The following is a 17803-nucleotide window of genomic DNA, read 5'->3' as shown; positions in this document are numbered from 1 at the left end:
GTTTTTGTAGTCACGCGGGCGCTCGTTTTGAGCTGTTTTGTGCAACGCCCGCGCAACATGATGGGGGTATGAATATGTCCGATTTGATTAAACTGACGCCGATCTTCCACGAGAAAATCTGGGGTGGCCGCCAGCTCGAAACCGTATTTGGTTACGACATTCCCGAAGGTCCCATCGGTGAGTGCTGGGCCATCTCGGCCCATCCCAACGGTGACTGCCAGATTGCGGAGGGCCCGTATGCAGGCCACACGCTTTCATGGCTGTGGGCCGAGCACCGCGAGCTCTTTGGCAATTGCGAGGGCAAGGAGTTCCCGCTGCTCATTAAGATTCTGGATGCCAAGGACGACCTTTCAATCCAGATTCATCCCAACGACGAGTACGCCGCCGAGCACGAGAACGGCAGCCTGGGCAAAACCGAGTGCTGGTATGTACTGGACTGCGAGCCCGGTGCCACGATCATCGTCGGCCAGCGCGCGCATGACCGCGCCGAGGCTGCACAGATGATCGAGGAGGGCCGTTGGGACGAGATGCTCAACGTGCTGCCGATTCACAAGGGAGACTTTTTCCAGATCGACTCCGGTACCGTGCATGCCATCAAGACCGGCACGCTCATTTTGGAGACGCAGCAGTCGAGCGACGTGACGTATCGCCTGTACGACTACGACCGTCCCGGCACCGACGGAAAGCTGCGCCCGCTGCACATTGAGCAGAGCCTCGACTGCATCGACTTTGATGCTCAGGCTCCGACCGACGGCACGGTGACCGCGCCCGAGGTGGACGGCGTGACCGAGCTCGAGTCCAACCCCTGCTACACCGTCGATCGCGTGCGCGTCAACGGCAGCAAGACCCTCGACCAGCGCTGGCCCTTCATGTGCCTGTCGGTCATCGACGGCGAAGGCACCGTCTGCGGCGACCCCGTCCACAAGGGAAGCCACCTGCTGGCCCCGAACACCGTCAGCTCCATCGACCTCGAAGGCAAGATGGAACTGATCATCAGCCACCTCTAGGTCGCAACAACAACCAAAACGCAACAAGGGGCTCCCCCGTCCACCAGCGGAGGGCCCCTTATCCATATATATCAGCCCACCCGGCTCTCCAGATCAAAAAAGCGGACGAGCAGAGCGACGTTCGCAAGCAACGTTACCCAAGGACCTGGGCGGGCGTATGGGGCAACATCGATCGCGAGTTCCGCACGCAAAGGAGAGCACTTAATGTGCTCTCCGTCTTGCGCAGGACTGCCCGAGCAGGCGATGTTGCCCCATACGCCCGCCCAGGTCCGCCGGGATCACGACAGCTTGACGATCGGTGCAAAACCTTTCATTAGCTTTTTGGTCTGGCCGGTCTTTTCAAATTGAACCTCGATCATGTCTCCGGCGACCGAGATCACGGTGCCCGTGCCAAAGGTCTTGTGGCTCACGGTATCGCCTGCGGCAAAGTCCTGCGACGCGCTAGCGCGATCGACCTTGCGCTCCACTGTCGGCGACACCTTAGATGACGGCTTTTTGGCTCGCGGCGCACCCGAGCCAAAGGTCGAGGCAACACGGCCGGCGTCGGGCGAGACTCCACGATGGCGCTCGGTCCCATAGCTGCTGCCACCAAAGAAGTCGTCAAAGCTCGATCCGCCGCGCGAACCGGAACCGCCGGTCGAGCGCGTATGCGAACCGAACACCTTGCCGCCGTACATATCCGAGCCCATACCCGAGCCAAAGGTGCCGTGACGGTCGCCGCGTTTCTCCCAGCCCGTGCCCTCAAAACCGGCAGAACCGATGCCGCTAAACTCGATATCCTCAAACGGAATCTCGTTGAGGAAGCGCGAGCGCGGGTTGGCAGAAGTCGAGCCGTAGGTGCGACGCGTGGCAGCATAGGTCAAGAACAGGCGTTTACGGGCGCGCGTGATGGCGACGTAGGCCAGGCGACGCTCCTCCTCGAGCTTGCCCGGATCATCGCTGCCGCCAAAGTCGTGCACGTGCGGGAAGATGCCCTCCTCCATGCCGGCCACGAACACCGCCGGGAACTCCAGGCCCTTGGCTGAGTGGATGGTCATCATGGTGATGGCATGCGTCTCGCCTGCCAAAGAATCCAAGTCGGAGCGCAGGGCAAGCCACTCCATGAGAGCCGGCAGTGCCTTGCAGGTAAGCGGACCGTAGGTGCGCTCGATCTCGTCGGCATGCACGGCACCCGCCGGCATCTCCGTCGGCGCGGCATAGGCGTTACCCGCGATGGCGGCGGCCAGGGCATCCTGCGGAGACAGCGCCGGAGCGGCTAGGCTATCGAGCGGGTTGGAACCAGCGGCGTCGCGAGCGCCGACCAGCGCCTCAAACGAGGATGCCGGGGCGGACGGTCCCGGCTCGGGCGCGGGCGCACTCACCACGACGGGCTCGGGCTCGGCGCTGACAGGCACATCGGCAACACCGGCAGCGCGCAGCTCTTCTAGGCTCTCGAGCGTACCCTCGATATCCTCGTGCGTCTCCTCAAATTCGGCGGCGACGCCCAGGAATTCCTGGATGTTCTCGGCGCGGCTCTCGGACTCCATGGTGCCCTCGGCGCGGAAGGCCTGCAGCAGGCCCGTCTTGTCGACAATCATCTCGACGACGTCCTTGAGCTCGCCGTCCATGCGACGACCCTCGCGCACCAGCGACACAAAGCTCGACAGGCCGTTACGCACCTTGGCGCTAAACATGCCTGTCTCGGCTGTTGCGATCTCGCAGGCCTGAAAGAACGAGCAGCGGTTGTCGCGTGCCAGCTGCTCAATCTTTTGAATCGAGGTGGAGCCGATGCCGCGGCGCGGCGTGTTGATGACGCGCTTGACGCTCATCTCGTCGGCCGGGTTCACGATCATCTTGAGGTAGGCCATGACATCGCGGATCTCGGCACGGTCGAAGAATCGCGTGCCACCCACGATTTTGTAGGGCACGCCCGCACGCAGGAACATATCTTCGAGAATACGCGACTGGGCGTTGGTGCGATAGAACACGGCGATGTCGTCGTAGCTCGTGCCTTTGGCATGCAGTTTCTCGATCTCGCCGGCAATCCAGCGGCCCTCGTCGCGCTCGTCGCTCGCCTGGAAGGCCTGGATCTTCTCGCCATCGCCCTCGGCCGTAAACAGGCGCTTATCCTTGCGCTGCGAGTTGTGGCGAACCACGGCGTTGGCGGCGCTCAGGATATGGCCCGTGGAGCGGTAGTTCTGCTCCAGCTTGACGGTCTTGCAGTTTTTAAAGTCCTTCTCAAAGTCCAGGATGTTGGTGATGTCGGCGCCGCGCCAGCTATAAATGGACTGATCATCGTCGCCTACGACCATGAGATTTTGGTACTTGGCGGCCAATAGATTGGCGATCTCGTACTGGACGTGGTTGGTGTCCTGATACTCGTCGACGCTAATGTAGCGGAAACGCTCTTGGTACTTATCGAGCACCTCAGGGCGGGTGCGCAGCAGCTCGAGCGTGCGCACGAGCAGGTCGTCGAAGTCCATCGCGTTGGCGGCGCGCAGGCGGCGTTCCAGCTCCAGGTAGACCTGCGCGGCCTTTTTGTCGTTGGGGCTATCGGCGGATTTGAGCATGTCCCCGGGGCCGATCATGGCGTTTTTGGCCGAGCTGATCTTGCTGCGGATCATGTTGATGGGGAACTGCTTTTGCTCGATACCGAGCGCCTGCATAATGTCACGCACCATGCGCTTTGAGTCATCGTCATCGTAGATGGTGAACTGACCGGTGTAGCCCAGCAGGTCGGCGTCCTCGCGCAGCATGCGAACGCACATGGCATGGAAGGTGCACACCCACATGCCGCGGGTACCGCTGGGGATGAGTGCCGCCAGACGCTCACGCATCTCGGCCGCGGCCTTGTTGGTAAACGTGATGGCAAGAATCTGCCAGGGCTTAACGCCCAGGTCGCCGAGCATATGGGCGATGCGGAAGGTCAAGACGCGGGTCTTGCCCGAGCCGGCGCCGGCGAGCACCAGCAGCGGGCCCTCGGTGGTCAGGACCGCCTCGCGCTGGGCGGGATTAAGGCTGTCGATGTCGACGAGCGGCTTGGCGGGTTTGGGTGCCGGCGCGGGAGCGTCATAGATGTCAAGCGGGACGAGCTCGGGCTCCGGCACTGCAGGGGCAACATATGCATCGAGCGGCACGGGTTCCGGCGCGGGCGGCACGGGCACCGCGGCGTTCTTTTCCCAGGGCAGGGGCTGGGTCATGGGCGACTCCTCATCTGACGGACGGCGCGCCTGCGGGCGGCGCCATAGTTTGAGCCGTACCAGTATACCGAGCCGCGCGGACACCGACGCAAATCACACCACGACTCCGTGCGCCACCACCACCCAAGCATCACCAAATAAGTTGCGGTGAAATAGTTCCTGAAACCAGCCTTCTGGCCCCCAAACAGGAACTATTCCACCGCAACTTCGATTGGCTCGGAGGGATAGAATGTCTACCATTTCTACCCCGTCCCCACATGGCAGGAGGGTTGCCGTGAAGCATAGGGTGCTCTATTACATGGTCGATGGTTCGACCGAGGCGGGTCAGGCGGCGCTCGGCACAATCGAAGGTGGCGATCAGATTGAGCTGGTGGGCTGCGCGCACGAGCCCAATGTCTGCCCCACCGTCGAGCAGCTGGCAGGCTGCGAGGGCTTTGTCGGCGAGTTCGGCCCCGTCGATGATGCATGTGCCGACGCCATGGCCGCCACGGGGATGCGCATTGTCTCGAACATGTCTATCGGCCTTAACCACGTTGCCGTCGAACTCCTAGCCTCTCATGGCATCACCGTCACCAACTGCCCTGGGTACTGCTCAGACGACGTCGCTCAACACACCATCGCTTTGATGCTTGACCTGATGCGCCAAGTTACGTTTCTTAACCGCGATGTGCGTGACGGCGTTTGGAATCCACTTGCCGGTTATACCATGCACCGCACGCAGGGTCGCACACTGGGGCTTGTCTTTTTTGGCAGCATCGCGCGTGCCGTGGCGCCCATCGCACAAGCGCTTGGCATGAAGGTGCTGGTGTGGGCGCCGACCAAGAGTGCAGAAGAGCTCGCTGCGGCAGGCTGTGCCAAAGCACAAACGCTCGATGAGTTACTCGGCACATCGGATATCGTCAGTCTGCACTGTCCCCTGATTCCAGAGACCGAAAAACTCATCGGCAAGCGCGAGCTTGCACTCATGAAGCCCACGGCATTTTTGATTAACACGGCCCGCGGGCCCATCGTGGATGAGGATGCCCTGGTCGCCGCGTTGAACGAGGGCATCGCCAGCGGTGGCACGCGCGGCATCTGCGGCGCCGCGCTCGACGTACTCGCCGACGAGACCGCGCCCAACCAGGCCCTGATCGCGCATCCGCGCTGCATCGTCACACCCCATTGCGCCTACAGCACGCAGGAAGCCTACGACACCGTCCGTCGCATGTCGCTACAGGCCGTAGTAGACAAGCTCGTCTTTAACCGCAAGCCCAAGCACACCGTGGCCGAATAATAAGTGCAAAGAGGTCGGGTTTGTCTGTACCAAGTTGGTGCAAAGTAACTTGACCCCAATGCACCAAAAAAGTTGCGGTGAAATAGGGACTGTTGGAGCCTTCAACAAGGCCTTTTAATCCCTATTTCACCGCAACTCCGATAGATATCGCGTATTCGAATACGACAGCGAGCGGCTGCCAGAGCGACTACTAAGTTAGAGGCCGAGCATCGGCTCCAGGACAAAGAAGTACGCGAGCACTACGATGCCCAGGATGATGCGGTAAACACCGAAGCACTTAAAGTCGTGACGACGGACGAAGCCCATGAGCCACTTGATGGCGATGAGCGAAACCACAAAGGCCACAACACAGCCCACGCCCAAGATTGCGACCTCGTTGGCGCCGAACGTACCGCCCTTGATGAAGTACTTGACCAGTTTGAGCGCACTCGCGCCAAACATGACAGGGATGGCCAGGAAGAACGTAAACTTGGACGCCACCGAACGCGTGCAGCCCAAAAGCAGGCCACCGATGATGGTAGAACCGGAACGAGACGTACCAGGCACCAGCGAAAGCACCTGGAAGCAGCCGATACCCAGCGCAGTCTTCCAACTCAGGTCCTCGAGCGTGGCGATGGAGCCAAAGTCCAAATTCTCGTCATCGTCCTCATCCTCAGCGGTAGCCGCGGCGGGCGCCGCAAAGTGCGCACCGGCGGGACGTCCGCCCGCCACCACAGCACGCGAACCAAACGAACCGGCAACGGCCATTTCCTCGCGCTTGCTCGCGCGCCAGTTCTCAATCACGATAAACAGTACGCCGTACACAATGAGCGCCAGCGCCACGACGGGAGCATTGTAGAAATGCTCCTCCATCCAGTCGTTGAGCGGCAGACCGATCGCCGCGGCGGGAATGCAGCCGAGCACAATCTTGCCCCACAGCACCCAGGTGTCGCGACGGCCCTCCTTGCCCTTGCTGGGCGAGAACGGGTCGAGCTCATGGAAGAACAGGACGCAGACGGCCAAAATGGCACCAAGCTGAATCACAACCAGGAACATATTCCAGAACGTCTCGCTCACGTTCATCTTGACGAACTCGTCCACCAAGATCATGTGACCGGTCGACGAAACAGGCAGCCATTCGGTGATGCCCTCGACCAGGCCCATGAAGGCAGATTTTAGAAGCTCGATGATATCCAAAGGGACCCCCTCATTAGACACCCGCCGGTAGATGTTCTGCGGACGGTGCGGGCGATGTCCCATTATCAACCGTTGGCGGCACGCCTGTGCCTACCCTTACCAAAAAACTCGCCCGTTCACAGAATTGCGAGCGGTCAAACCGAAATCCTTGGGTATAACTGCAACAAGATAAAGTGTCCGGCGGCCAACGCGCCCGCGCCCGCCCGACGCACGAGCCCCGCGCCCGTGCGATAGACCAAGGAGGAAACCATGAACGAGGGCTATACCAAGGTATTTGTTTCACTCGACGGTACTGAGCAGCAGGATTTTGTGCTCGCACGCGCCATCAAGGTCGCCGCGAACAACGGCGCTAAGCTGATCATCGGCCACGTTATCGACTCCACCGCGCTCGAGAGCGCCGGTTCCTATCCGGTCGACCTGGTCAACGGCTTGGAGGAGGCCTTTAACAACTCCATCGCCAAGCAACTCGAGGAGGCCAAGGCCAATCCCGACATTCCCGAGGTCGAGGTCATGATTCGCACCGGCCGCATTCGTGAGACGCTCAAGGATGAGATGCTCGACGTGGTCAAGCCCGATCTGGTGCTCTGCGGCGCACGCGGCCTGTCCTCAATTAAGTACGCGCTACTGGGCTCGATTTCGACGTTCCTGCTGCGCAATACGGACTGCGACATTCTGGTCGTGAAGTAGGTTCCTTCCCGTCGGCGCAAGGCCTGCGGGGTTATCACGCCGACGTCCTCGCCGCTTCGCGGCTGCGGGATGTCGGCTTAGATAACCCCTCCCGGCCTTGCGCCTTCGTCACCGTACTTCAACGAGTTGGCTGATAAAAGATAGCGTGCCGCCCCGGTTGGGGCGGCACGTTTTTGTTTGGGGCGGCACGTTTTTGTTATAAGGCGATCCTGCTTAGACGAGCTTGCACTTCTGGAATGATCTTCTCGAACATTACCTCCGCCTCGGGAAAACCCTCTTCTTTGAGACCGCGCGCGGCGTCTCTTAGCGCGTCTGGAACCTCATTGCAGGTATCAGCAATCATTCCGGCGACAATTCCCCCGGGCAAACCCGCCCCAATCATTTGGCTCATCACCGACCCGCGCGTTACGTCGTTAATCTTGCGGCTCCCACCAAACGAGACGCCCATCTCACGAACGAGACTGGGGTAAACCGTTGTGCACAGCACGTCATAGAGCGGCGCCAACCTCACCTGCTTCCAACTTTCGCCCCATACGAGCGACCAGTTCTTTAGATGGTTATCGCAGTTACCTACGGCATAGTCGAACAGCTGGTTATAGCCGACAAGGAACCTGTCCTCCATTTGATTCGTCGACGCCCTTCGCACCGCATCGACGATAAGCCCCAGGTAATTGACGCCCGTGGGCTCATATTTAAGCTCACGCGAAATGCCCTTGGCCTGACAAACATCTTCCTGGTGCAAACGGTATGGAATTGGCAATCCGTCAACCGAGCATCCGGCATCAGGCGTTACTCGGTCAAATCGTCTCACGGCGATAATTGGCTCGGCATCCTCAACTCGGATAAGAAAACACTCTTCGGCCGACAGGTCCATCAGGGAGGCGGCTCTCACGCACATCGCTTCACACACCGTCTCGCCTGGGAACGTTTTCGACCCCGCTTTGAGAATGTGCGTAGATGGGGCCGCTCCATGAGGCAGGTACCATCCGCCACATGGGTCATCGCCCGTATGGTAGAGACCGACCTTCGCCGGTGCGTATGCCAACCAGCTGGTAAGACCCATTAAACTCACGGTGAACGAACAGCGTGCCATCCATTACTTCCCCCTCACCTTCAGAATAAAATCAATATCCACGATGGAGGCGTAATCGAAAATGACACCAATTCCGACCGTTGTCCGCCCCCGTTCGATATCACCGATCACACGAAGGCTGCGACCCGTCATAGTCGCGACGTCACGTTGAGTCAAGCCGAGCTCACGCCTTCTGAGCCTAAGGGCCTTCCCTATCTCGGCGGGATCGAAAACCGTGCGCTCCGAGAAAGCGACTTCCGACGGTTTGAGCTTGATGCGCCCATCCAGCTTTTTAATCGTTGTCACCGTTCTCATGACGCCTCCAGCTATATTCCTGTTCGTGAACATAGTATAAACCTGTAGCAATATGTTCATGTACGGGAATATAGCGTTGACTACATTAGCAATGTTCCCGTTCAGGAATATAGCTGCCGAAAAGCCTGATTTCTTCTTAAATGGGAAAATCCTGAACGGCTACGCCATACGGGCTAACTACTCAAAGTATTGGAACTTGTTGGTTGAGAAGGCAAACGTGACGACGAAGCCTTCGCTGGGCTCGGACGCTGCGGTGACGTCGATGCCCATCTTGGAGCACAGACGCGCCACCAGGTAGAGGCCGATGCCTGTTGCGCGCTTGGTGGTGCGGCCGTTGTCGCCGGTAAAGCCCTTCTCGAACACGCGCGGCAGGTCTGCCGCACACACGCCGCAGCCGTTGTCCGCGACGGTAAGCTCGATGCGCTCGCTTGACAGGCCCTCGTCCAGCAACGCGCCCGAAAACACGATCTTTGCGCCATCCTCACGCGCATATTTAATGCTGTTCTGAATGAGCTGGCCCAGAATAAACTCGAGCCACTTCTCGTCGGTAAAGACCTCAAAGTCGAGGTTCTCGCACACCGGCGCCACGTGCGCCGCGATGAGCTCGCGCGCGTTGGCCTTAATCGCGCCCGTCACCAAGGTCTTAAGATCCCAGCGGCGAATCAGGTAGTCGCGCTCCACGACTTCCGAGCGCGCGTAGTACAGCGCCTGGTCGATATAGCGCTCCACGCGAGCCAACTCACGGCCCAGGTCATCCACGCGCGACAGGTCGTCTTCGCTGCCGTCCAAGTTTTCCAAAATTAGATGGGCCGCCGCCAGGGGCAGTTTGGCCTCGTGGACCCAGCTCTCGATATAGTCGCGATAGTCATCGGTCTGACGACGGCCTTCGGCAACCTCGTCGCAGGCAGCTTTGCCCACCCGGCGCAAGACCTCGTACTCGAGCTCGCCCTCGGCATAGGTCGGGCATTGCACCATCTCCTGCACCCATGCGGGACTCTCGAGCTCCTCTGCTGCACGCTCCAGCTGGCGCAGAAAACGACGACGACGCGCGTACTCGATCACGATGCCGAGCATACCGAAGATAAAGGACACGCCGACCGCCACGGCCACGATAGAAACGGGTGCGCCGGCGACCGTCAGCACAAAGCAGCTCAGCAGCACGCCGCAGGTCCACACGGCGACGGGAAGCAGCGCGTCTTTAAAGAACTTGGCAAACGACATAGCCGGCCCCTAGACCGAATAGCCTTGGCCGCGGTGCGTCGTCAAATACCCCTTGATGCCGATTTTTTCGAGCGTGGTGCGCAGGCGGTTGATGTTGACGGTGAGTGTATTGTCGTCCACGAAGGCATCGGAGTCCCACAGGTCCTGCATGATGGCCGGACGCGAGACGATCTTGCCCGCGCGACCCAAGAGCAGCGAGAGGATACGCAGCTCGTTTTTGGTGAGCTCGGTACTGTCGCCGGTTGCCGTATTGGTGACCATGGAGCGGGCGAGGTCGAGCTCCAGCCCCTTGTGGACGAGCGTGCTGCGCTCGCCTGCCGCCGCGGTGCGACGCAGCAAGGCATTGATGCGCGCCACGAGCACACGGGCGCTGTAGGGCTTGGGAACAAAGTCGTCCGCGCCGAGCGTCATGGCCATGACCTCGTCGATCTCGGTCGTGCGCGACGTGAGGACGATGATGGGAACCTCGGATTCGCGGCGAACCTCGTGGCAGATATGCTGGCCGTCCTTAACGGGAAGCGTGAGGTCGAGCAGCACCAGGTCGGGCGCGGCGGCGAGAATATCGCGCGAAACGTGCTCGAATGATTCGCATGCCTCGACCTCAAAACCCGCACGGGCAAGGATATCGGCAAGCTCGCGACGAATGGGCTCGTCGTCCTCAACGATATAGATCAGCGCCATGGATTCCGCTCCCCCCTTGGTTGTCTTGCCACCATTATGGCTGCGGAGCCGCAGGTGCGCGCCTTGCGCGTCACCAAGGTGACAGAACTGTTCGCGAGCGGCAGGGGCTTGCCCCTCGCTCGCAACGGGCACGGGAATTAAATGAGTTTTTAATCCCCGTCCCAGAAACATCATTTAGCGGCGGGCACGGAGCTTTTCGTAGCCGTCGGCAAAGAAGGCGACCGTGGCGGCGTCGGCCTCCGCGGCGTCCGTCTCGGTTGCGGGGACCACGCCGTGCTCGTCGCTCACCAGGAACAAGGCACCCTTGAGCTGCGCGGGAATGTCTACGCGCGTGACTGGGATGCCCTTGGTCTGGGCCAATTGTTCGATGAGCGTTGCCGTGCCGCACAGGCACTCGTCCGCCGGCGCCACAAAGGCAAGCTCGCCGTTGTTGACGGCGGCGAGCAGCTCGGGCGCCACGCCGGTCTCGTCGGCTTCGGAGCGAGCCTCGGCAGAACGGGCACGCAGCGCCTTGGCCGACGTGTCGGCCAGCGGCTCGTACTCCCCCACCGTCATGGCGGCATTGCCGTTAACGTCGATCACCAGCATGAGCACGCCGTCGCGTGCGGTGTAGTCGCCCTCGGCAAGTGACCACTCAACGTGCTGCTTTGCCCAGCTGAGCATGTTATGGGTAAGCGGCTCGCCCTGCACCAGGCGCTCGGACAGCGCGCGGATGTGACGGTTGAGCATGGGCACCTTTTTGTTGGACATGCGCCAACGGCAGATGAGCGCGGGCTTGTCGAGCGTGAACTTCTCGACCGCCTCCTGATTGGCGCAAAAGTCCTCGTACGCACGCTGATCCTCGGTATTGCCAAACAGCTCGTCATCATCAATCTGGGGCATGGTTGTACCTTTCGTGTTAGTCATTCCGTCCTCTTATACCAAAAAGACGGCCCTCCAAACGGAGCAGCCGTCTTTTGCGAAGATTATTTTAGGAGCGAGGCCAGTCCAAGGGACGAGATAACATCCCATCCTCCCCAGTCAACCTAACAGGTCGGCGAGGCTTGCCCAGCCACCGCACCTTGCTTAGTGGCGGAAGTGGCGGGCGCCCGTAAACACCATAGCAATATTGTGCTCATTGCAGGCCTGAATGCTCTCGTCGTCGCGCTTGGAGCCGCCGGGCTGGATGATGCAGGTCACGCCGTGCGCGGCAAGCACGTCGACGTTGTCGCGGAACGGGAAGAACGCGTCGCTTGCGCAGGCAAAGCCGCCCTTCTCCACACCCTCGCGCTCGCAGAAGTCTTCGGCACGTTCGCAGGCCAGCAGCGCAGAATCCACGCGGTTGGGCTGACCCGGGCCCATGCCAACGCCGGCCTTGCCCTTGGAGACCAGGATGGCGTTGGACTTAACGCCCTTGCAGACCTTCCAGGCAAACTCGAGCTCGGCCATCTCGGCGTCGGTGGGCTTGCGGTCGGTAGGGAATGTAAAGGTCGCGGGATCCTCGGTCACGTGGTCGACTTCCTGCACCAGCATGCCGCCGTCGACGGAGCGCAGCTCCACCTGGGCGCCGTGGTCCACGCCGCCGGTAGCCAGCACGCGCAGGTTGGGGCGCTTAGCCATGCGTTCGAGTGCCTCGGCGGTGTAGCTCGGGGCGATGATGACCTCGACGAACTGCTTGTTCTGATCGGCGAAGTGCTCAACCAGATCAAAGGGAACCTCGCGGTTGCAGGCGATGATGCCGCCAAAGGCGCTCTTGGGATCGCAGGCGAAGGCGCGGTCGTAGGCGGCCGTGATGTCCTCGGCAACGGCAGAGCCGCAGGGGTTCTGGTGCTTGAGGATCACGCAGGCCGGCTCGTCGAACTCGCGGACCAGGTTCCAAGCGGCGTCGGCGTCCAGATAGTTGTTGTAGCTGAGCGGCTTGCCCTGGATCTGCTCGGAGCCCACGAGCGGGAACTGCGAGCTCGCGGTGTTCTCGCAGCCCTCGGCAAAGCGGTAGACCGTAGCCTTCTGCTGAGGATTCTCGCCATAGCGCAGGTCGTCGACCTTCTCCAGCGAGATCTCGAGCTTGGCAGAGGTGTCCGCCACGTCGCTTGCCTGGGCAGCAAGCCAACGGGAGATAGCCGTGTCGTAGGCGGCGGTGGTCTGGTAGACCTTCACCTGCAGGCGACGACGGGTGGAGAGCGTGGTACAGCCACCGGTCTCGCGCATCTCGGCCAGGACGGCGTCGTAGTCGGCCGGGTCGGAAATGACGGTAACGCTCGCGGCGTTCTTAGCGGCAGAGCGCAGCATGGAGGGGCCACCGATGTCGATGTGCTCGATGGCATCCGCGAAGGTGACCTCGGGGTTGGCGACGGTCTTCTCGAACTCGTACAGGTTGACGACGACCAGGTCGATCAGCTTAATGCCGTGCTGAGCGGCCTCCTGCATGTGCTGCTCGGAATCGCGGCGGGCCAGCAGCGCGCCGTGGACCTTGGGGTGCAGCGTCTTGACGCGGCCGTCCATCATCTCGGGATAGCCCGTGAACTCCTCGATGGGGGTTACGGGAACGCCCGCGTCCTCGATGGCACGAGCCGTGCCGCCCGTAGAGATGATCTCGACGCCAAAGTCGTCAACCAGCGTCCGTGCGAAATCGACGACGCCCGTCTTATCGGTAACCGAGATCAACGCGCGTGCGATCTTCACATCAGATCCCATGCAGTCCTCCTGTCTGGTACGCCGCCGTGCTCTGTGAGTCGGTGATACGTCGATCTGCAGCGCTCGCGCAGCGGCATTGAAAATACTGATTCAATGTAGCGCATCGAGCGCGACGATGCACCCCGCAACGCACGGCTGTGCAGAAAAAGCTTCGAGCGGGGGTATGGGCGTGGCACCGGGCGCGGTGAGTTCATGGAACACAGCGGCACCATAATTAGATGCCAACGGCGTGGTAGAACTGTGCTCGATATGCATCCGCAATAGAAAGAGGCACCATGGTCTCGCGGGTTCTCTACCGACCGTTTGATACCGAAGATTTCGACGCCATCGCGCTGATCTTGCAGCAGCTTTGGCACAACAACTCGGATAACGATGAGTACAACCGCCTCGAAGCCGCGTGCGATCTTGCCTACTGCCTTTCTTCATCGACGTTTTCACAGGTTGCCGTAATCGACGGTCAGGCGCGCGGCATTGCGCTTGCACGCGCAGGACAGAGCTCCGGCGTCACTATCAACGAACATTGGATGGATACTGAGCGTGCACTGCTGTCGCAGATGCGCGAGCTGGAGCCCGATGCGTGCGCCGAGTATCTCTCGTTTGTGCGCGCAACCATCCGAACCAACAACCGCCTGCTCGAGAGCAGCCCGTTACCGCACGACAACGAGGTAACGCTGCTTGCCGTGGATCGCGACGTCCATGGCCTGGGCGTTGGCTCGGTTTTGCTCGATGCCGCGGTCTCGTATCTTTCCTCGCGCGGGGCGACCAGCGCACACCTGTACACCGACTCCAACTGCTCGTGGAAGTTCTACGAGTTGCACGGCTTTAAGCGCACCGCCACGCACCGCGCCAACCGCGAGGAACGCCGCCACGCCATGCCGCGCGAAAGCTTCCTCTACGAGCTGGACCTAACCGTCTAGGCCCAGCAGCCATACCTAGTCGTTGGGGACGTTCTTAAATGACTAGTCGCTGGGGACAGTCTTCGTAGGTAGCGCATAAAAAGGGGATGGGCTTTCCCCGACAGCTGTCGAGAAAAGCCCATCCCATAGCTTACGACCGTTAGAACGTTCCGCCGCCGCCTCCGCCGACGCCGCCTCCGCCGCCGCCCGAGAAGCCGCCGCCTCCGCCGCCGCTCGAGCTGTCGGAGCTCGAAGCCAGCTCACGGATGCTCTCGTGATACACATCGTTAAATGAATCGAGCGGCGAATCGATACCGTAATGATGGTAGTACCACCAGTAGCAGGGGTAATTGTCGTAGAAACCGTCGGCCTCGCGCACCTCGGGAGGAACAGCCTCGGCAAGCTGACGCAGGACTTCCTTCGAAACGCCCAGCGCCACGCCCATCACCAGAAGTTTATTCCACAGGACCAGATCGCCGGGGACGGCTTCCTTTAGGCGCGTGAAGTCCTCGAGCCAATGCTTAAGCGCCTTGCAGCGGGCCGCTACCTCGGCACCTTCCGGCGTAAAGCGGCGGAAGGTAAGGCCCACGCCGATACCCACCAGCACAATCGGCACCGAGATAAGCGCGGCGATAATGTTCACCTGTGCGCCGTCGGTAAAGAAAATGGAACCCATGGGAACAAAGGCGATCAGAATACCAAGAACCAGGCAAAACACCATTGCAACGATGCCGTCCGAGGCAACGTACTCGCTATCGGCCAGCTTGCCCTTAACGGTGTTCTGATAGTCCTCGAGCTTGTCGCCCACGGGCGTAGCGTGCTGCTTGACGTAGTGCTGCAGCTCGTCAAACGTGCGCGAGCGATCGCCGTTCTCGTCGGGCTTAGCACCGGCAAAGAAGACCTTGAGCACCATGCGGTCAATGCCCTTGGCCGACTTCCAGCCCGCATCACTCACCGTCACGCGATACGTCTGCTCTTCTTTTTCACGCCCCAACAGGCCCTTCTTGGCCTTGGTCACTGTCGCCTGCTCCAGCTTGATCACACGGTCGTCAGTGAGCTTCATGAGCGTTGCGATATATGCCTGATCGGGCACCTCGTTCCAGCTCATGAGGGCCGAAAGTACGGCGGGATGGTCGGCCGAAGGCACATCGCGGAAATATTCGTCCTGGAAAAGCGGCTTGGGCTTGCGGCGGCGCAGCTTGAGCGCAACGATTGTGCCGGTAAAGGCCACCGCCGCGACAACACTTAGCGCGGCAAGTGCATTGGCAATCATGTGCGCGCGGGCGCGGCGGGCGTTGGCCTCGTCGGCCCACGCCTTCTCCTCGCTCAGGATTGTCGGCATGCGCTCCTCGCTCGAAGCGGAAAGCCATGGCACCCAGTCGCTAGGGAAGGCGATGCGTGCCTCGGCGAATTCGCCCTGGTGCACGCAGGGAATGGTATAGGTGACCATGGGCTCGTCCTCATCGAGCGACACGTCGCCCGTCAGCGGACCATGGCCCCATGCGCGGAAGTTATCGCCCTTGACGGCCGCCGTCCCGGCAGCGGCATTCGCGAAGCACACTTCCATCTCGACGTCATCGGAATCCGCAGACCAGCCGTCACCTACGAACTTCCAGTAGAGCTCGGCGGTATCGGCCCAGTTCATAACCGCACCGGTCATGGTGTAGCTCACGTAGTAGATTGCGCTGTCGCCGCTCTCGTGAGGGCTGAACACCTTAATCCTTACGCCGTCACCGGTCTGCTCGACCGTGTAGACGCCAGAGTCGCCCTTGTTCGCGCTATCGACTTTGTTAAACGCGGTGTCCTCTTCCTCGACACTCAGCACGTCGACGCCCGCCGTGCCGCCCTGCTGGTTGGAGCCCGTATTGATCTCCCAAAACACGCCGTTGATGTCGTCGTCGAAATCAAACTGGCGTCCCTCGACAACGGTCAGCGATCCATCGGCCTCGACCGTGGCACTGATATAGGTCTGGGTCATGGAGTAGCCGTCGGCGTGCGCGGCGACAGGCAGCAGCAACAACGCAAGCGCGACGAGCACGCAGACGGAAGCGAATCGCGCAAACAGGTGGCGCGGCCGGCTGACTTTGGCGGCGAGGGTGTTCATAGGCACATCCTTTGTCTGTGATACCAGCAACGCCATTGTCCCACGTTTACGGGCGCACATGACGAACATCTAGGCCAGCGGAGTATCAAACGGGACGAAAGTCACGCCCGCGGCCGGCACCTGGGGACGTTCCTTATCTGCCGGCAATCTGGGACACTCCTTGGCATAGCCCGCTCCGGCAATAGATACCACTTCATAGCTCCGTCACAGGTGTAGCGGCTTTGTGTTGCCGCACGCGCACTGATTGAGTCCGCGAGCAAGGGGCATAAAGCAGTTGAGCGAAAACGGTTTGCCCCTTTGCCGTTCGCTTGAGGATCATGTCCCCCTTTTCCGCGGAAACCCCGGCAGTTGCGAAGAGCTGCCGGGGTTTCTGTCGTTTGAGGGGTTGGGCTGGCGGGCGGCGATCGAGCTATCGAGCCGGTGGTCCGGCACGCGCAACGCGCGGCCTCGGCAACTTGCAGGCCACGGCAGCGTCTCCCCCACCGCGCCCCGCGCTATACTCGTCCGCATGGATATCAACGCATGCAACATAGCAACACACGCCGCGGACGCACCAGCAACGGCAGCGCCCATCCCCGTCGTGGGCCGCTTTGCCCCGTCGCCCTCGGGCCGCATGCACCTGGGCAACGTGTTCAGTTGCCTGTGTGCGTGGCTTTCGGCCCGCAGCCAGGGCGGCAGCATCGTGCTGCGCATCGAGGACCTGGACGATCGCTGCAAGCGCCCGGAACTTGCCGCTCAACTGATTGACGATCTAACCTGGCTGGGGCTCGAGTGGGACGAAGGCCCCTACTACCAGCACGATCGCCTGGATCTGTACGAGGACGCCCTGCGCCAGCTGCAAGACGCCGGCCTCACCTATCCCTGTTTTTGCACGCGTGCCGAACTCCACGCCGCGAGCGCGCCGCACGCCAGCGACGGCACGCCCATCTACCGCGGCGCCTGCCGAGGCCTTTCTGCCGAGGAGGTTGCCCGCCGCAGCGCCCTGCGCGCCCCGGCCACACGCCTGCGCGTGCCCACCGTCGACGACCTCGCAGACGACGTGATCGAATTCGTTGACCGCACGTACGGAGCCCAATGCGAGGCACTCGCCACCGAGTGCGGCGACTTTTTGGTGCGCCGCAGCGACGGCGTTTTTGCCTACCAGCTAGCCGTGGTAGTCGACGACGCTGCCATGGGCGTCACCGAGGTCGTGCGCGGATGCGACCTGCTGGGCTCCACGCCGCGCCAGATCTACCTGCAGCATCTGCTGGGACTGCCCACACCGCACTACGCACATATTCCGCTGCTCATGTCACCGGACGGCCGCCGCCTTTCCAAGCGCGACCGCGACCTAGACCTGGGCGAGCTCCGCACCCGCTTTGGCACACCCGAGGCGCTGTTGGGATGGCTCGCCGGGCAAACAGGCATCGCGCCGGACACCACGCCGCGTACCGCCGAGCAGCTGGTCGAGCACTTTAGCTGGGACGTCATCCGCGCGCATCGGGAGAACATCACTGTAACGGTCGAGTAGCCAGCCACC

Annotated in this window: 14 protein-coding genes; 5 read left to right on the top strand and 9 right to left on the bottom strand. The window is 61.2% G+C overall.

Translation table 11 applies throughout. From position 1 onward, the window contains the following. The first annotated feature begins 68 nt into the window (after window positions 1-68). Window positions 69-1007: a mannose-6-phosphate isomerase, class I gene (manA, locus tag AB5Z20_RS03185; RefSeq protein WP_368130815.1), complete on the top strand. Its 939-nt coding sequence runs from the start codon at window positions 69-71 to the stop codon at window positions 1005-1007. A 278-nt stretch (window positions 1008-1285) separates the two neighbouring features. Here the strand turns inward: manA and AB5Z20_RS03180 are convergent, their stop codons facing one another. Further along, entirely contained in the window at window positions 1286-4186 is a 2901-nt protein-coding gene (locus AB5Z20_RS03180) for an ATP-dependent helicase (RefSeq protein WP_368130816.1), read from the bottom strand. Window positions 4187-4460: 274 nt separating this feature from the next. On the opposite strand from AB5Z20_RS03180, the gene AB5Z20_RS03175 reads away from it, so the two are divergent. Next, entirely contained in the window at window positions 4461-5459 is a 999-nt protein-coding gene (locus tag AB5Z20_RS03175) for a C-terminal binding protein (RefSeq protein WP_368149189.1), read from the top strand. A 195-nt stretch (window positions 5460-5654) separates the two neighbouring features. On the opposite strand, the gene AB5Z20_RS03170 is transcribed toward AB5Z20_RS03175, so the two are convergent. Then, entirely contained in the window at window positions 5655-6635 is a 981-nt protein-coding gene (locus AB5Z20_RS03170; protein ID WP_368149191.1) for an undecaprenyl-diphosphate phosphatase, read from the bottom strand. A gap of 249 nt (window positions 6636-6884) precedes the next feature. Here AB5Z20_RS03170 and AB5Z20_RS03165 point away from each other — a divergent pair, with 249 nt between their 5' ends. Next, window positions 6885-7322, top strand: a complete 438-nt coding sequence (locus tag AB5Z20_RS03165; protein ID WP_055285548.1) for a universal stress protein — start codon at window positions 6885-6887, stop codon at window positions 7320-7322. Window positions 7323-7518: 196 nt separating this feature from the next. Here the strand turns inward: AB5Z20_RS03165 and AB5Z20_RS03160 are convergent, their stop codons facing one another. The 6 genes from AB5Z20_RS03160 to purH all read right to left on the bottom strand — a co-directional run bounded on the left by AB5Z20_RS03160 (window position 7519) and on the right by purH (window position 13284). Next, window positions 7519-8385, bottom strand: a complete 867-nt coding sequence (locus tag AB5Z20_RS03160; RefSeq protein WP_368156240.1) for a HipA domain-containing protein — start codon at window positions 8383-8385, stop codon at window positions 7519-7521. Window positions 8386-8418: 33 nt separating this feature from the next. Continuing rightward, the gene (locus AB5Z20_RS03155) at window positions 8419-8709 is read right to left on the bottom strand and encodes a helix-turn-helix domain-containing protein (RefSeq protein ID WP_368156212.1); all 291 of its coding nucleotides are present in this window, start codon (window positions 8707-8709) and stop codon (window positions 8419-8421) included. A gap of 177 nt (window positions 8710-8886) precedes the next feature. Continuing rightward, window positions 8887-9930, bottom strand: coding sequence for a sensor histidine kinase (locus AB5Z20_RS03150; protein WP_368156211.1), 1044 nt, complete (start codon window positions 9928-9930; stop codon window positions 8887-8889). Window positions 9931-9939: 9 nt separating this feature from the next. Beyond that, window positions 9940-10611: a response regulator transcription factor gene (locus tag AB5Z20_RS03145; RefSeq protein WP_195193355.1), complete on the bottom strand. Its 672-nt coding sequence runs from the start codon at window positions 10609-10611 to the stop codon at window positions 9940-9942. Window positions 10612-10785: 174 nt separating this feature from the next. Further along, entirely contained in the window at window positions 10786-11493 is a 708-nt protein-coding gene (locus AB5Z20_RS03140) for a hypothetical protein (RefSeq protein ID WP_368156209.1), read from the bottom strand. 183 nt (window positions 11494-11676) lie between these two features. Beyond that, window positions 11677-13284 carry a bifunctional phosphoribosylaminoimidazolecarboxamide formyltransferase/IMP cyclohydrolase gene (gene purH, locus AB5Z20_RS03135; protein WP_368156207.1) on the bottom strand — a complete coding sequence of 536 codons (1608 nt, stop codon included), beginning with the start codon at window positions 13282-13284 and terminating at the stop codon, window positions 11677-11679. Between the two features lie 275 nt (window positions 13285-13559). On the opposite strand from purH, the gene AB5Z20_RS03130 reads away from it, so the two are divergent. Then, window positions 13560-14201 carry a GNAT family N-acetyltransferase gene (locus tag AB5Z20_RS03130; RefSeq protein ID WP_368145676.1) on the top strand — a complete coding sequence of 214 codons (642 nt, stop codon included), beginning with the start codon at window positions 13560-13562 and terminating at the stop codon, window positions 14199-14201. A 139-nt stretch (window positions 14202-14340) separates the two neighbouring features. On the opposite strand, the gene AB5Z20_RS03125 is transcribed toward AB5Z20_RS03130, so the two are convergent. Continuing rightward, window positions 14341-16284 carry a DUF2207 family protein gene (locus AB5Z20_RS03125; protein ID WP_368156206.1) on the bottom strand — a complete coding sequence of 648 codons (1944 nt, stop codon included), beginning with the start codon at window positions 16282-16284 and terminating at the stop codon, window positions 14341-14343. 508 nt (window positions 16285-16792) lie between these two features. On the opposite strand from AB5Z20_RS03125, the gene gluQRS reads away from it, so the two are divergent. Next, on the top strand, window positions 16793-17794 hold the full coding sequence (gluQRS, locus tag AB5Z20_RS03120; protein ID WP_225093955.1) for a tRNA glutamyl-Q(34) synthetase GluQRS: 1002 nt from the start codon (window positions 16793-16795) through the stop codon (window positions 17792-17794). Window positions 17795-17803: the final 9 nt, after the last annotated feature.

It is taken from the genome of Collinsella aerofaciens (assembly GCF_040910245.1).
Taxonomy (GTDB): domain Bacteria; phylum Actinomycetota; class Coriobacteriia; order Coriobacteriales; family Coriobacteriaceae; genus Collinsella.
The sequence above is the reverse complement of the archived record's forward strand: the minus strand, read 5'-3'. Positions and strand labels throughout refer to the sequence as shown.

Excerpts from the sequence above, each read along its gene's own strand:
- manA (WP_368130815.1), top strand. The coding sequence starts at position 69 with ATGAATATGTCCGATTTGATTAAACTGACGCCGATCTTCCACGAGAAA.
- AB5Z20_RS03180 (WP_368130816.1), bottom strand. The coding sequence starts at position 4,186 with ATGACCCAGCCCCTGCCCTGGGAAAAGAACGCCGCGGTGCCCGTGCCG.
- AB5Z20_RS03165 (WP_055285548.1), top strand. The coding sequence starts at position 6,885 with ATGAACGAGGGCTATACCAAGGTATTTGTTTCACTCGACGGTACTGAG.
- AB5Z20_RS03160 (WP_368156240.1), bottom strand. The coding sequence starts at position 8,385 with ATGGGTCTTACCAGCTGGTTGGCATACGCACCGGCGAAGGTCGGTCTC.
- AB5Z20_RS03155 (WP_368156212.1), bottom strand. The coding sequence starts at position 8,709 with ATGAGAACGGTGACAACGATTAAAAAGCTGGATGGGCGCATCAAGCTC.
- AB5Z20_RS03150 (WP_368156211.1), bottom strand. The coding sequence starts at position 9,930 with ATGTCGTTTGCCAAGTTCTTTAAAGACGCGCTGCTTCCCGTCGCCGTG.
- AB5Z20_RS03145 (WP_195193355.1), bottom strand. The coding sequence starts at position 10,611 with ATGGCGCTGATCTATATCGTTGAGGACGACGAGCCCATTCGTCGCGAG.
- AB5Z20_RS03140 (WP_368156209.1), bottom strand. The coding sequence starts at position 11,493 with ATGCCCCAGATTGATGATGACGAGCTGTTTGGCAATACCGAGGATCAG.
- purH (WP_368156207.1), bottom strand. The coding sequence starts at position 13,284 with ATGGGATCTGATGTGAAGATCGCACGCGCGTTGATCTCGGTTACCGAT.
- AB5Z20_RS03130 (WP_368145676.1), top strand. The coding sequence starts at position 13,560 with ATGGTCTCGCGGGTTCTCTACCGACCGTTTGATACCGAAGATTTCGAC.
- AB5Z20_RS03125 (WP_368156206.1), bottom strand. The coding sequence starts at position 16,284 with ATGAACACCCTCGCCGCCAAAGTCAGCCGGCCGCGCCACCTGTTTGCG.
- gluQRS (WP_225093955.1), top strand. The coding sequence starts at position 16,793 with ATGGATATCAACGCATGCAACATAGCAACACACGCCGCGGACGCACCA.